The sequence below is a fragment of the Bartonella sp. MM73XJBT genome, from assembly GCF_028618465.1.
GTDB lineage: Bacteria > Pseudomonadota > Alphaproteobacteria > Rhizobiales > Rhizobiaceae > Bartonella.
On record NZ_JAQISY010000006.1, the window covers coordinates 1 to 14,880 of the forward strand.

Consider the following 14,880-nt stretch of genomic DNA (forward strand, 5'->3'; position numbering starts at 1 on the left):
TCGCATATTTTAACAGTATTGTAGAGCTTATTATTATTTAATTAAAATATATTTTTACATATACATAATAAACACATACTGTATTTATTATGTATGCATTATTTTTATTTTATTTTAACTTATAATTGTATTTAACAGTGCTCTAAATAGCATGATAACCGTTTCAAGTGTATCACTATGATACGTAATTTTAATAACTTAAGGAGAAGTTAAAATGGGTAGTTCAAGCTCATCACATGATTCACACAGCAGCTCACATTCATCAAGTTGGTTTCACTCTGATAGTTGTGGTCCGGGTGGTTATGTTTATGAAGTGGGTATGAATGGCATTAAAGGCGCAATAGTAGGGGGATTAGGAGGAGCTGCTACTGGCTTGGTCGATAAGTACCAACAATGCCATCCGTAAAGTGGAGGGACACTGTTTTTAATTTATTTAGAAAATAGCTATAAAGATATTTCTGAAATCAGTTAATATTGTAAACATACTTTAAAGCTATGGTTCAACTGATTTCAGGGATATTTTTGTGTATGATAATAGATATTTTATTTTGGATTTTTTTGTTATGAATACTTTTACTAGCTCTTTATTGGCAACGTTTATATATGGATTTTTAATGTTTTTTTTCAATAGATTTAAAGGTTAAGAACTGGAGTATAAAAAGAACAATATTAATAACAATTAGGTTTTTTATATTATATTATGCTGCAAATCTATTAATTGAATATATGAGAATTTTAAAATAATATATAATTAAGTTATTATCATTAGTTTACGAATAATTATAATTTATTATTCGTATCTTATTTTTATAATAAAATATTTCTTATAAGAAGCTTTATAATTTTTCAGATTTATTCTTATTATATTATAATTTAAATTTGTGTATTATAATTGGATTAAAAAATATTACTCATGATAAATAATTTTTATTTATTATAATAAATATTATTTATATAAAATCATATCACAAAATAGATAGACATCTTAAAATGAAAATGTTATTATAAATACAATATGTCTATTAGAATATGAAATTTTCATCAGCTTAAGTAAGAATTATTTTTAGTAATTATTTTATACATTTGTAAAGATTTTTTTATGAGTGATCTTATTCGTATTATTGCAGAATTATTATCTTCTACATCTGCTTTATTTATATTTTTCTATGCAACGTTTTTACATTATAAGTCTAAAGGTTATAGTAACAAAGAAATTTGGAAAAAATTTTGTTAAGCACATTTTGGTTCATTATATTCATTGTATTATTATCTATGAAAGTTTTTATTTGTATACGTTATTTGTATGAACAATGATTATTTATTTATAAAATTAATTATATATAGAATTAAATATTTTTATCAATATATATTATAAAATTAATTTATTTAATAACTTAAATAAATAATAAAAACTTATTTGTTATTATTAGATATTATTATAAAAAATAATTATTATTTTTATATATGATTCATCTTTAAAAAAATGTTTACTGATAGAATTTGAATAGTGTCTTTAAATATTAGCAATTATCGTTAGGAGTGCTTTTTTATTGCTTTAAGAGTGTGTGGTATTTAGATTATTATCTTTTGTATAAGAATTCTCAGTTTATAGCTTTTGAAAAGTGATTATTTTCTTATATATTATAATTTATTGAAAAATAAGCTGTTTTTATAAAGTAAAGTAGCTTATATCTTTTGGTTGTTATCCACCATTTTGTGAGAGAGGAAGTGAGGCGATTTCTGTATCTAGTGCATCCATGAAATCGATAATAAAAGCAGCATTGGATCCTAAATCTCTTGGCAAATAACGTGAAGCAGAACGCATATCAACAAAGGTGGTATCACCTTCATCAGTTAAGCGAATCATAATGTCTGAAATAAAGCCAAGGTAAAAAGTTTTTGCTATCGTTTCGATATAAATCTCATGTTCTTCGCCTTTAAATTCTCGTTGAGCGACAATAGGCCAATCGTAAGCAGCTAATACATTCAGAACAGATTCGCGAATACGATGAGGTGGTTCGTCATAACGGCGCCCTGATATTTCTGGCCATTGTGACATTTGTAATGCCGTTTGTTTGATCAAGACACTCTTAAGTGGCAAAGCATTGCTAGGGCGTGCTGTGCGAAAAAAAACAGGTGGTCTTTGTGTATCGGTAGAAATATCGTAAAGAGCAGGTAAGGTAAACCAAAGTACAAAAAATAACATCAATGGTGTAGCAGTTATGAGTGAATAAATGATCCCTTTTAAAGCTTTCATTCCCCCTAGGGCTCCATAGGCCCATAAGCTGTAAAGTGCTTTTAAAGCAAGAAAAAGAGAAATAATCACACAGCTAGTAGAGATACCTATCAAAATTATGAAGTCGGTTACGTTAATGACGGAAAAACGTTGTAAAATGACTGAAAATAATAAAATAAAGAACGCTAATCCACCAAATCGAGGAGACCATACTGCTGCTCTTGAAACGAACCGAACATATCTCTTCTTCATGAAGTTTTTTCCCCTCAATTGTAAACTATAAGCCAAGTTTTTTCAGAGTGTATATCTTACAAAAAGCTTATGCTTATAAGAGAAAAATAAAGCACTTATTTTTGAGGTCAAGGATGCGTAATGTCTTATAAGTTTCCAGCGCTTATTTTCGCACTTCATTGAAGGCAATCAGTATTTCTTCTAAAGTTTATCATGTCATTGATGCGAATTTTATGGGAATGTTTGTAAATAAAAAGAAATAAACTCAAATAGCAAACTTACAGTCGTTAGCAGCATATTTTTTAGAACTTTACTCCTGATTTTTCTTTGCTGATTACGGGGAGTTTTTTCTGTCAGATAATGCGTATCAAATATGATATGATTATGTGCAATAGAGATTTCATTCTACCTCAATAAAAAATTTAGGGATCTACAATCAGACAAATCTAAATTCGAATATTCGATTAATAGAGAAAAAAGATAACCATTTTGATAGGCTTCATTTATTTTGTATAGAAAGTAAGGTGTTGTACAAATAAGAGGTTAGTCCATTTTTATTCATAAAATATGCGGCAGGTCGCAGATGAAAGAAAAGCTTCACTTTCTTTTTTTGCTAGTGAAGAAGGAAGAAAAATACGTAAAATGACAAAACCTTCATTCAAATTTTTAGCAACTAAAACTGAACTGGCATTTTTTTTAGGTTTTGATTTTTTGAGTTCTATTATTTGTATTGGTTTTCCAATAATAAGATCGAGTGTATTATCAGGGGCTGTTCGGTCATTTAGACTGTAAAAAATAATTCCGTCTTGTGTATAAGCTGCTAGTGACCAAAATTGTCGTGTTTTCAAAGCTCTTAAATGAACAGGGCCATTTTCGAGATCAAATCTGCAGACTTTAAGAAGAAAGAGTGGATCAGCAGATTGTTGAATAGGATTATCAGGAGTAAAAGCAACAAATTGATAAGGTGCACCGGATTTTTTAAGTGCTGTCCATATATTATTTTGTGCCCAATAGGGGATCAGAAAGAGAACGCAAATATGAACGATAATAGCGCCAATGATTGCAAGAAGCGCGGTGTGAATGAATCTAATCACAGTTCATTTGTCCTGATGGAATTTGTTCTAAAGATGGCATTGTAAGCTTTTGTAATGCCGTTGCAGAGATGGTTGAGGTATCGTATAAGGTAAGAATAAGCCCGAATTCTTTTTGACTAACTGTTGCAAGCCAATTGCCGGCTTGCGGTGTAGGTGAAATATTGATGTGCAATGAGCCATCATGCTCATAAGTAATAGCGTTCGTGTGGAGTTCAAAAGGTATTTTTTGGGATGAAGTATAGGGCGTTAGGGATTTGTCAGCTGTATAAAGTGTAAAGAGGCGAGCGTCAGGGATAGCGCCTTTAAGTAAGTAATGGCAGTAAGGGCGTAATGGACGCCCATAGTTATCTTTCCAAATTTGAAACACAAGTCCTTCTGTGCGTCCGAGTGAAACAATGCCTTGTTTAGCGGTGCGGGCGCGGGTATAAGGATCCATATTGGCGGTTCCCATTTGTGGATAAGCACTCCATTTTCCAATTCTAAAGAGTCCAAAATGATGAAAGGAATTGAGCACATAATCGACACTCAGCGTTCCACATAAAATGGCAAAAGCGAAGATAAAAAAGGAAATGGTGATATTAAAAAACATGATAGGATATCTTGAATTCAAAGTTTTGTAGCTCCGATAAATTTCTGTTTCAAAGAAATAGCAGGTGGCTTTTTCAGAGCATTGTTAATCAGACGTACAATATCCAATGTTTCAGAGGAGAGCATATAGGGTGTTGGGGGGACAAGTTCAGGCTCATTATTAGAAGGATGTGTTGATGGTTGATAAGGGAGGAGAGAGTGTTCAACACCATAGAGCTGTTTGAGCATGATATTTTGGTGTGCAGAAAGCATAATACCGTGCCATATCATGGCAGGAACACCGCCACCAAAAGCACGATTCATTGGTGAAAAATTATCATTGCCCATCCATACAGCTCCAGTATAATTACCGGTGAAGCCAACAAACCACGCATCGCGATAGGATTGTGATGTTCCAGTTTTCCCAGCAACAAGCGTCATGGGGAGAGCAGCACGTTTACCTGATCCTCGTGTGGTAACACCAACCATCATTTGGTTCATATAAGCTGCTGATTGGCTAGTAAGGACTCGATGTGGTTTATTGCCGTTATGTTCAAAGTCCCATATCACCCGCCCATCTATTGTCCTGATTTGCGTGAAGCCGTGGCGATTTCCAGCCATTCCTCCATTAGCAAAGACATTAAAACCGGTAGCTTGATCCATGGGAGTCATATTGGATGTACCCAAAATCATTGTTTTATGGGATAAAATATGTGCCTCAATTCCCATATTTTTGATAAGTTCTATGATGGGTTTTGTATCGCGGTTAAGATATTGATAGGTAAGATAGACAGGAACTGTATTGATGGAAAAGGCTAAAGCCGTTGCCAAATCAATTTTACCAAGATAACGACCAGAGTTATTTTTAGGTGACCAGCCTCCCCAATTGATAGGAGCATCTAAGACGATTGTTGAGGGAGACAGACCATGTTCCATTGCGAGTGCATAAATATAAGGTTTGAATGAAGAGCCAGGTTGTCTGCCGCCTTGTGTTGCTCTGTTAAATTGGCTTTTATTATAATCTACTCCTCCAACCATTGCACGTACAGCGCCGTTATTGTCGAGTATGACAGTGGCGGCTTGTGTGACACGATATTGTTGACCATATTGCTGTAAATGATATGTGATTGATTCCTCTGCTGCTTTTTGAATATTCGGATCAAGAGTGGTTTGGATAATTAAATTGTGACTTGGCAGTTGATCACGCATTTTTTTGACTTCACCAAATACCCAATCAAGAAAATAATCAGGTTGAGTATTTTTTATTTTTGGAAGTGCCTTAGCAGGATGACGATGGGCGTTGATAATTTGGCTCTCAGTCATAAAACCACTATTCACAAGATTAGCGAGTACCACATTAGCACGTGTTTGGGCAGCAAAGAGGTGACTATGAGGAGCATATTTGGTCGGGGCTTTAAAAAGTCCAGCTAACATAGCGGATTCGCTAAGGGATATATTGCTGATGTTTTTTCCAAAATAAAATTTTGCAGCAGCAGCAATACCAAAATTATTTCCTCCCATATATGCGCGATCAAGATAAAATTGCAAAATCTGTTTTTTGCTAAAGTTTGCTTCTAGCCAAAGAGCAAGATAGGCTTCTTTGATTTTGCGTGTTATGGTTCGCTCATTGGTTAAGAACAAATTTTTAGCCAGTTGTTGTGTAAGAGTTGAGCCTCCCTGAACCACGCTTTTAGCTTGCATGTTTTGTAAGATTGCTCGCGTCAATCCTTGCAAGTCAATACCCCAGTGATCAAAAAAATGACGGTCTTCGGTTGCAAGAACAGCTTTAACAACATAATCAGGCATTTCTTCAACGGGGACAAACACAGTTGGTAAAGCACCACGCTGACCGATAGGGTTTCCATAACGATCTAGAAAAAGAATAGAAAAATTTTTCGGCAAAGACCAATCTTTTTTTGTTAATTCAAGAACGGAAATACCAACAGCAGTGAAAAGAGTAAAACCAATCAATCCCAATGTGAGTGTTTCATCAAGAATTTCTACTATAAAGCGTTTCCAGCCATGCATACGCAAAGATTGTGAGATGATTTTTGCCCTATTCCAGAAAAAACGATTAGCAGAGCGGAGTCGATAAAGGGTTGTATCAAAGCGTGCATCTAATTCAATGAGTGCAGGACTATGGAATGGTTTATGATGTTTTTTTTTCTTTTTTTTAAAAAAATAAAACATTTAAAAAGAGCCTATGGCAAAGCAATGCAACAAAATAAATTGAATAATAATTATATGGAGCAAAAGTCATTTTTTGCTATAGCGCTAATTAGAAAAGTATTTATTTTAGAATGATGATTATTTATTCTCTCGTAGAGAATGTATTAGATTTTATGATTTGTTTAAAAGTTTGGTCTATTCACTATTTTACCATTATTAAAAAGATTTTAGTTTGAAATTTTTTAAATTGTGGATACCATAATCCTATTATTCTGTTATACAGAGGATCAATCATGACTCCAGTGTAATTTTTTGAATACACAAAAAGCCATTATTCATCCTATATTCATCTAAAATAGATTATGAAATACTTATGATGAAAAAACATTTCTTATTCATGATCATAGCAATTTTTGGGGGGGCAGATTTTGTTCTGGCTTCCGAGTGTGCTGAGGTCGGCAAAAAGGTTTCCACCCAAGAAAAAGGGGTATTAGTACGTTCAAAACCGGTTGTTCAGGATGGAAAAGATATGTGTGACATTGTGGTTGTTGTACCTGCGCGAAATGGTGAAAAGTTGCGCCGTATTGAAGTTTTTGTTCCCGTCGATTAGTATTTTTTAGATGTTATCATGCGTATTTTAATTGCCGAAGATGATAAAAATCTCAACCATCAATTAGCAGAAGCGGTAAAAAATGCAGGATATGTTTCAGATAGTGCTTTTGATGGTGAAGAGGCTTATTTTTTAGGGAGCACAGAGTCTTATGATGCTGTAATACTTGATATAGGATTGCCCCATATAGATGGAATTCGTGTTGTTGAAAAGTGGCGCCACGAGGGATACGCCATGCCTATCTTAATACTAACGGCGCGAGATCGTTGGTCTGATAAGGTACGTGGCATTGATGCAGGCGCTGATGATTATGTTGTGAAGCCATTTCATTTGGAAGAGGTCATGGCACGGTTGCGGGCTTTAATTCGTCGTGCAACAGGGCATGCAACGAGCACGTTATGCTGTGGTAGTGTTGTGTTAGATACCAAGACTTCTCGTGTTTTTGTTGCTGGTCAATTGATGAAATTAACATCCTATGAATTCAGACTTCTTTCATATCTCATGCATCATGGTGATAGGGTGGTTTCAAGAACCGAGATTATCGAACATCTTTATGATCAGGATTTTGACAAGGATTCGAATACAATTGAAGTTTTTGTAGGCCGCTTACGTAAGAAGCTTGGAGTAGATTTGATTGAGACTATTCGAGGAATGGGCTATCGCGTGAGAACGCTAGGTGATCAATGAATGTGTTTAAAAAGAATAACCGGTTGAAAAGGCTCTTTTTTTTCATTAGTAGATCTCTCAGTTTACGCGTTATGGTCTTATCAACATTATGGGTTGTTATTTCACTTTCATCCATTTCTGCAGTGAGTATTTTATTTTATCAGCGTTCAAGTGAACAAAATCTAGAGCGTATTCTTTCTACTCAGCTTTATAGCCTCATTGCAACGGTAACGGTTTCACCAGAGGGAAGTTTGAGAGGCAGTGTTGGGATTGATGATATTCGTTATTCCGATCCAACAACAGGATGGTATTGGGAAGTTGTGGCGGTATCACATAATCTAAAAGGAAGATTGACATCTCCATCCTTAGGAACAGGGAGCATATTTTCACCAAGCGATATTAATATACCTTTTGACAATAAGTTCTTTCGCTCTTATCGGGTAAAAGGAGAGAGTGATCAGAATCTACAAGTCATTGAAAGCGATGTTGTTCTTGATGATCAAAATCATATTGCACGTTTTCGTCTCATAGGGAATATCGATGAAGCACATGCACAAGTACGAGAATTTAAACGGACTTTACAAATTTTTCTTTGGAGCTTCGGTATAGGAAGTGTTCTTATCAATATTGCTCTTATTTTCTTTAGTTTTCAACCGTTGAAGCTTATTCGACGCGCATTGAATGATATTCGCCAAGGTAGGGTTCATTATGTAAATACAGATTTAGTCAGTGAAGTGATGCCGTTAGCACAAGAGATGAACGCTCTCATCAATAATAATCAACGTATTATTGAACGGTTTCGCACACAGGTTGGAAATCTTGCACATTCATTAAAAACGCCATTATCAGTGATGATGAATGAAGTTGATAAGATATGTGGAGAACAGGCTCTTTTATTGAGAGAACAAACGCAAATCATGCAGTCCCAAATAAATCATTATCTTCAGCGCGCGCGGATTGCAGCACAACGCGATAGTATCATTTATCATACCTCTGTTCGCAGAGTGGTTGATCGTTTGGTACGGGTGATGGAAAAGCTTAATCCTGCAAAACAGTTTCAATTTATCATGGATGCTGCTGATATTATTTTTTCTGGTGAAAGAGAAGATTTAGAGGAAATTGTAGGGAATTTGATTGAGAATGCTGCGCAGTGGTCTCGTACAAAAGTTCTGGTTTCTTGTGGTTTAGAAGAAGATCTTGAAAAAACAGAATATTTTAATATCCTCGTAGAAGATGATGGCTCTGGTTTAACAGAAGATAAAATTGATGATGCTTTAAAAAGAGGGCACCGGTTTGATGAAAGTAAGCCAGGAACAGGACTAGGGTTAGCAATTGTTTCAGATATGGCTAATGAATATGGTGGAAAGCTTTTTTTATTGCGTTCTGCCTTGGGAGGATTGTGTGCGAAAGTTGTATTACCAAGACGGAGATAAATATTTTTTGCTTAAGAGGCATGTATATTGGAGTTTATAAGTGTACAGCAGTGTTTTTATATAAAAGCAAAGAGTCTTTTCAGAATTTAAAGAGTATATCTGCTTATAATAGAAGAGCAAAAATATTTTTTTATGTTATTGATCTCTATGAGAAAAATGAATGATAAACTTGACAATATAGTTCATGAAAAAATGAGCTTTTATCATTTTACGTCAATGTCTTTGTGAATAAGAGGGAGAGTAAATTGGCTTGTTTTTTTAATTTTTGTCTTGGGTGCACAATGATATGCTCTTCTTAATTTTGATAGCATTTTTTTTCATTTTTTTAGCGAGTATTCTTTTTCTTTCGCTTCCTTCCTATGGTGCAAAAAGAGGATTAAGCGTTCAAGGCAGTGAGAGTGAAAGAAACCGTATGTATTCGGTTAAGTCTGATAAAGCTTTCGCATATTATAAGAGTAAACATATTAAGGACTTGAGTATTTTATTTGTCTTTCTTATCACTTGGAGTATTTATGGTCTTACAGGCAATCCAGAAGTTAAGAGTTATTTTTTTAGCGAACTCATGGATAAGGATCCCAAAACACTTAGCAAGCGTGAACAACTTGTTCGCCTACAAACCCTTTTTTTTCGTACACCTCATGATGGTAAGTTAGCAGATGCATTAGCAGTAGGGTATCTTGAGGAAGGTCAATTTCAGGATGCTGTGAATGCTTATTTAGATGCGCTGCACTTGAATGGAGAAACAGCTCCAAGACTAGTTGGGTATGGGGTGGCTTTGGTTGGTTATGAGGGTGGAATGATTACCCAAGAAGCACAAAATGCTTTTCAAAAAGCAGCAGATTTAGCGCCAAAAGATTTTTATCCTCGTTTATTAATTGCTGAAGCGCTTCATCAGGCAGGTAAGTCTGTACAGGCAGTGCAATCTTTACAAAATTTTCTTGATACAATGCCTAAAGATTTTACAGGACGATCACGTGTTGAAACCATGATTATGCAATTACGGAACGCATCCAATTAGAATCTTAAGAAAGGTAATTTAAGACAGTCTAGAGGATTAAATCAGAAGGGATATTTGAAAGTAGTAAAGATCTTGGATAAAAAGTTGCGCCCGTATACAAGATATGACAAGCTTATCTCGAAAGATAAGGCATGTTAATAATCAATGTTTATACACCGTATTTATAAAAGAATTTCCGTAGACAGTTTATGAACAGTTCTCCGTTCCATACTTCTTCATTAACAGTTATTTTAAAGCAGCGGAAAAAAAATCGATTGCTGATCATTTTATCATGTTGTTTGGTGATAACAATTGCAATAAGTCTTATTATTTATGCAATGTGTCATACGGTAAGTTTTTTTAGAACACCATCTGAAATTACAAGAGAAGATATTCTATCGGGACACCCTTTGCGTTTAGGCGGTTTTGTTGAAAAGGGGACTGTTCAATACGTTGGAGAGATGGGTGTTGTTTTTTTTGTAACGGATAACACAAAACATGAAAAAGTAATTTTTAATGGTATCTTGCCAGATCTTTTTCGTGAGGGGCAGGGGATTATTGTAGAAGGATATTTTGATAAACAGGGTGTTTTTATAGGCACGCGTATTTTAGCAAAACATGATGAGACTTATATGTCAAAAGAAACAGCTGATCGCTTGAACAAGCATCACAGTGTGGAGAAGTAATTCGATTGTGCTTGTCGAACTGGGTCATATTTTTTTATCTGCTGCTTTTGCAGTAAGTTTATTAGGGGCTTTTTTACCCTCTTTAGGTTTTTTGTGGAGGGAGCGTTCACTCATACAAGCAGCTGTTTCCCTAACATATATTACTTTTACATTATTATTCTTATCGTTTTTTATTATTGTTCATGCCTACATTGTCTCTGATTTTTCTGTTTTGAATGTGGTTGAGAATTCTCATTCAGAAAAACCAATACTGTATAAAATTGCTGGTGTTTGGGGAAACCATGAAGGATCCATGTTGCTATGGGTTTTAAGTCTTTCTTTTTTTAGCACATTGGTGGCATTGTTTAGCCAACATTTACCTGAGCATTTTAAGGCTCTTATTCTCATATGCCAAAGTTGGATTACAAGTGCTTTTCTTTTATTTATCCTTTTTATGTCCAACCCCTTTTTACGTGTTAATCCACCGGCATTACAGGGAAAAGATCTCAATCCTCTTTTACAGGATATCGCCTTAGCAATTCATCCACCACTTCTTTATTTAGGGTATGTTGGTTTTTCACTTTGTTTTTCTTTTGCAGTGGCTGCATTGATAATAGGATATGTTGATAGATTTTGGGCGCGTTGGCTTCGTCCTTGGCTTTTACTTTCTTGGTGTTTTTTGACATTGGGTATTATGGTTGGGTCCTATTGGGCGTATTATGAGTTAGGATGGGGTGGTTATTGGTTTTGGGATCCCGTTGAAAATGTTTCATTTATGCCTTGGCTTTCAGGAACGGCCCTTTTACATTCTGCTCTTGTTCTTGAAAAACGGGAAACATTGAAAAGTTGGACTTTATTTTTGGCTATTGTTACTTTTTCCCTTTCTCTTATAGGAATTTTTCTTGTTCGCTCTGGTCTTTTAACCTCTATTCATAGTTTTGCTGTCGATCCAGCACGAGGAAGAGCAATTCTTGCACTTTTATTCTTCTTCACGGGAGGTGCTTTATTTCTTTTTGCTTTGCGCGTACCTGTTTTGACAGCAGGAAGATTCTTCCAACCAATTTCACGTGAAGGTTTTATTGTTTTAAATAATTTGTTGCTCACAACGATAACAGCGACAATATTGATTGGTACACTTTATCCTTATTTGATTGAAGCATTAACGGGACAAAGAATTTCTGTAGGAGCCGCTTTTTTCAACCTGACCTGTGGGCCTTTAATGATGTTATTGTTATTATTGGTTCCATTTGGATCCATGATGACATGGAAACGGAGTGATTTTTTCGCAGTTCTTGAGCGGCTTTGGTTTGTTTTTGCATTAGTTTGTATAGCTTGTTTTATCGCATTTTATGCAGTTTCTTTGCACGATATTTTTGTCATTTTAGGAATTGGGCTTTCAGCTTTTGTTTTCTTAGGCAGTTTAGCAGATCTTTGGGAAAAGAGTGGACATCATAAGATCACTTTGAAGGTGCGGGTTAAGAGATTTATTGGATTACCATGGTCGGTGTTTGGTGCGGCAATGGCGCATATGGGGTTAGGCGTTACATTATTTGGTATTGTCTGTGTATCAACTTTTGGGCAAGAGCGTATTCTAACCATGCAGATAGGAGATATGGTAACGATAGCGGGTAAAACTCTTCATTTAGATGAAGTGCGCGATGGCGTTGGTCCGAATTACTCAGCAATGGAATTTTATTTTACAATATATGAAAATAACAATGCTGTGCGTAATCTAACAGCATCAAAGCGGTTTTATTCAAGTCAAAATACATCGACAACGGAAGTTGGTATTCAAAGTTATGACTTATCTCAGCTCTATATTGTGCCAGGACGTATAGAGGGGCAGGGAGTCGTTGTGCATATATGGTGGAAGCCTTACATAATATGTGTTTGGTTAGGAGGATTGATGATGGCTATAGGTGGATGCCTTTCTTTTCTGGGATATTGGTTTCGCATGAGGGTGCATAATAGAAAACTTACTTTCAATGTTCTGAAAAGACATTAAGATGAAAAATAGATTACTTTGGATTTTAGTTTTTTTAATCGTGATTTTTTCTTTACGATTAGTCATGGCAGTAGAACCGGATGAAATTTTGCAGGATACAGTGCTTGAAGAACGTGCACGAGATATTTCATCACATTTGCGCTGTCCAGTTTGCCAAAATCAATCGATTGATGATTCAGATGCTTCTCTAGCACGTGATTTACGACTTTTGATTCGAGAAAGATTAAAAATGGGGGATACGAATCAACAAGTTATTGATTTTCTTGTTGAGCGATATGGTGCGTTTATTCTCTTGAAACCGCCATTTAATAAAGCAACTTTGTTTTTATGGCTGTTTCCTTTGATAATGATAATCACCATTGCAAGTGCTCTATTTTTTCGGATAAAATATCACTCCCCCCCAAAATAATGATCTTAAAGACTGAGGCATAGAAACAGTTTAAAAGACTGTTGCGTTAAAAGAGATATTTTATGCAGAGAAATTTAAGTCGTTCCAATTGGTTCTTTATCCGTATTGATAAGAATAGGTAGTTATATACTGAAACCTTACAAAACTTTAACAATTTAGACAGAAAACGGTAAGGTCTGCTATTTTATAAGGGAGCGGAATTGGGATAAAAATATGATTGAATAGGAGCATATACCAAATGGTTAAAAAAACTTTCTTTAAAACATTAGCTGCAGTAAGTTTTTCTGCTGCGTTGGAAAGTGCGTTGTTTTTTAGTGGTTGTGGATCAAGTTTGTGGACAACGACGGCTCATGCAAATTCTGTCTTTAGTTCATTAATGCAACAGCAGGGATTTGCCGATATTGTCGCTCAAGTAAAACCTGCGGTTGTAGCAGTGCAAGTAAAAAGCAATAAAAAGAAAGAAGAATGGTTCTTTAATAACTTTTTTAGTGGTCCTGGTTTTGACCAATTACCAGATCAACATCCTTTGAAGAGGTTTTTTAAAGATTTTTTTGATAACGATAAACCTAAAAATAAGTTTTCACAACGTTCAAATAGACTGCGTCCTATAGCTTTTGGGTCGGGTTTTTTTATCTCTTCTGATGGTTATATTGTGACCAATGATCATGTGATTTCTGAAGGTACAAGTTATTCTGTTATTCTTGATGATGGTACAGAATTAAATGCAAAACTCGTTGGGAAAGATCCGCGAACTGATCTTGCGGTTTTGAAAGTAAATGACACAAGAAAATTTGCTTATGTTGACTTTGGTGATGATTCAAAGCTTCGCGTTGGTGACTGGGTTATTGCCATTGGTAATCCATTTGGTCTTGGTGGAACTGTGACAGCAGGTATTGTTTCGTCACGTGGACGTGATATTGGTACGAGTGCTTATGATGATTTTCTTCAGATTGATGCTGCTGTTAATAGAGGAAACTCTGGCGGTCCAACTTTTGATCTTAATGGTAAGGTTGTGGGAGTTAATACCGCGATTTTCTCTCCTTCTGGAGGAAATGTTGGGATTGCTTTTGCTATTCCGGCAACAACAGCAAAACAAGTTGTACAACAACTGATCGAAAAAGGTTCCGTCCAGCGTGGTTGGCTTGGGGTTCAGATTCAGCCTGTGACGAAGGAAATTTCCGATTCGATAGGTTTAAAGGAAGCGAAGGGTGCTTTGGTTACTGATCCATTAAAAGGACCAGCAGCAAAGGCTGGCATCAAGGCAGGTGATGTCATTCTTTCCGTGAATGGGGAAAAAATTAATGATTCTCGTGATCTAGCGAAGCGTATTGCCAATATTAAACCTGGAGAAACTATAACCTTGGGAGTCTGGAGATCTGGTAAAGAAGATAATATCAAGGTTAAACTCGCTTCGATGCCTGAAGATGAAAATAAAAAAGAGAGTACAAAATATTCAAATGAGCGAGCTGATAGTGATTCAGATGAGACATTGGAAGATTATGGTTTGATTGTTGCTCCTTCTGATGATGATTTAGGGTTGGTTGTAACAGATGTGGATTCGGATTCAGATGCGGCAGATAAGGGAATACGTCCTGGTGATGTGATTGTAACAGTTAATAATAAATCTGTTAAAAAGGTTTCAGATATTACCAATGCAATCAAGAGTGCTCAAAAGCTAGGACGAAAAGCCATACTGCTACAAGTACGAACAAATGAGCAAAATCGTTTTGTTGCTCTTCCAATTTTCAAAAAATAACCCTTTGTTGCTAGTAGGGCAGAGGTTTTGTAGACTTCTGTC

General features: G+C 35.4%; 13 protein-coding genes. 9 read left to right on the plus strand and 4 right to left on the minus strand.

The genetic code is table 11. The features are described from left to right. The first annotated feature begins 214 nt into the window (after window positions 1–214). Complete coding sequence (locus PVV69_RS03235; protein WP_273756422.1) at window positions 215–406, plus strand: hypothetical protein; 192 nt, start codon at window positions 215–217, stop codon at window positions 404–406. A gap of 1,296 nt (window positions 407–1,702) precedes the next feature. On the opposite strand, the gene PVV69_RS03240 is transcribed toward PVV69_RS03235, so the two are convergent. From PVV69_RS03240 to PVV69_RS03255, 4 genes are all read right to left on the minus strand, one after another. Beyond that, window positions 1,703–2,488: a DUF1499 domain-containing protein gene (locus PVV69_RS03240; RefSeq protein ID WP_273756423.1), complete on the minus strand. Its 786-nt coding sequence runs from the start codon at window positions 2,486–2,488 to the stop codon at window positions 1,703–1,705. Between the two features lie 533 nt (window positions 2,489–3,021). Continuing rightward, window positions 3,022–3,561 carry a hypothetical protein gene (locus PVV69_RS03245; RefSeq protein WP_273756424.1) on the minus strand — a complete coding sequence of 180 codons (540 nt, stop codon included), beginning with the start codon at window positions 3,559–3,561 and terminating at the stop codon, window positions 3,022–3,024. Next, window positions 3,554–4,150, minus strand: a complete 597-nt coding sequence (locus PVV69_RS03250) for a DUF1214 domain-containing protein (protein WP_273756425.1) — start codon at window positions 4,148–4,150, stop codon at window positions 3,554–3,556. Before PVV69_RS03250 ends, PVV69_RS03245 begins: the two co-directional genes overlap by 8 nt. A gap of 17 nt (window positions 4,151–4,167) precedes the next feature. Beyond that, a complete protein-coding gene (locus tag PVV69_RS03255) occupies window positions 4,168–6,318 on the minus strand; it encodes a transglycosylase domain-containing protein (protein ID WP_273756426.1) in 2,151 nt (716 codons plus the stop codon). A gap of 352 nt (window positions 6,319–6,670) precedes the next feature. On the opposite strand from PVV69_RS03255, the gene PVV69_RS03260 reads away from it, so the two are divergent. The 8 genes from PVV69_RS03260 (at window position 6,671) to PVV69_RS03295 (ending at window position 14,838) form a co-directional block, all read left to right on the plus strand. Then, on the plus strand, window positions 6,671–6,907 hold the full coding sequence (locus PVV69_RS03260) for a hypothetical protein (RefSeq protein WP_273720467.1): 237 nt from the start codon (window positions 6,671–6,673) through the stop codon (window positions 6,905–6,907). Window positions 6,908–6,925: 18 nt separating this feature from the next. Next, window positions 6,926–7,594 carry a response regulator transcription factor gene (locus PVV69_RS03265; RefSeq protein WP_273720468.1) on the plus strand — a complete coding sequence of 223 codons (669 nt, stop codon included), beginning with the start codon at window positions 6,926–6,928 and terminating at the stop codon, window positions 7,592–7,594. Next, window positions 7,591–9,006, plus strand: coding sequence for a sensor histidine kinase (locus PVV69_RS03270; RefSeq protein WP_273756427.1), 1,416 nt, complete (start codon window positions 7,591–7,593; stop codon window positions 9,004–9,006). The genes PVV69_RS03265 and PVV69_RS03270 overlap by 4 nt, the downstream gene beginning before the upstream one ends. A gap of 286 nt (window positions 9,007–9,292) precedes the next feature. Continuing rightward, entirely contained in the window at window positions 9,293–10,024 is a 732-nt protein-coding gene (locus PVV69_RS03275; protein WP_273756428.1) for a cytochrome C biogenesis protein CycH, read from the plus strand. 188 nt (window positions 10,025–10,212) lie between these two features. Beyond that, the gene (gene ccmE / locus PVV69_RS03280; protein WP_273756429.1) at window positions 10,213–10,689 is read left to right on the plus strand and encodes a cytochrome c maturation protein CcmE; all 477 of its coding nucleotides are present in this window, start codon (window positions 10,213–10,215) and stop codon (window positions 10,687–10,689) included. Between the two features lie 7 nt (window positions 10,690–10,696). Next, window positions 10,697–12,673 carry a heme lyase CcmF/NrfE family subunit gene (locus PVV69_RS03285; RefSeq protein ID WP_273756430.1) on the plus strand — a complete coding sequence of 659 codons (1,977 nt, stop codon included), beginning with the start codon at window positions 10,697–10,699 and terminating at the stop codon, window positions 12,671–12,673. Window position 12,674: 1 nt separating this feature from the next. Beyond that, window positions 12,675–13,082 carry a cytochrome c-type biogenesis protein gene (locus PVV69_RS03290; protein ID WP_273756431.1) on the plus strand — a complete coding sequence of 136 codons (408 nt, stop codon included), beginning with the start codon at window positions 12,675–12,677 and terminating at the stop codon, window positions 13,080–13,082. A 238-nt stretch (window positions 13,083–13,320) separates the two neighbouring features. Continuing rightward, on the plus strand, window positions 13,321–14,838 hold the full coding sequence (locus PVV69_RS03295; RefSeq protein ID WP_273756432.1) for a Do family serine endopeptidase: 1,518 nt from the start codon (window positions 13,321–13,323) through the stop codon (window positions 14,836–14,838). Window positions 14,839–14,880 lie beyond the last annotated feature (42 nt).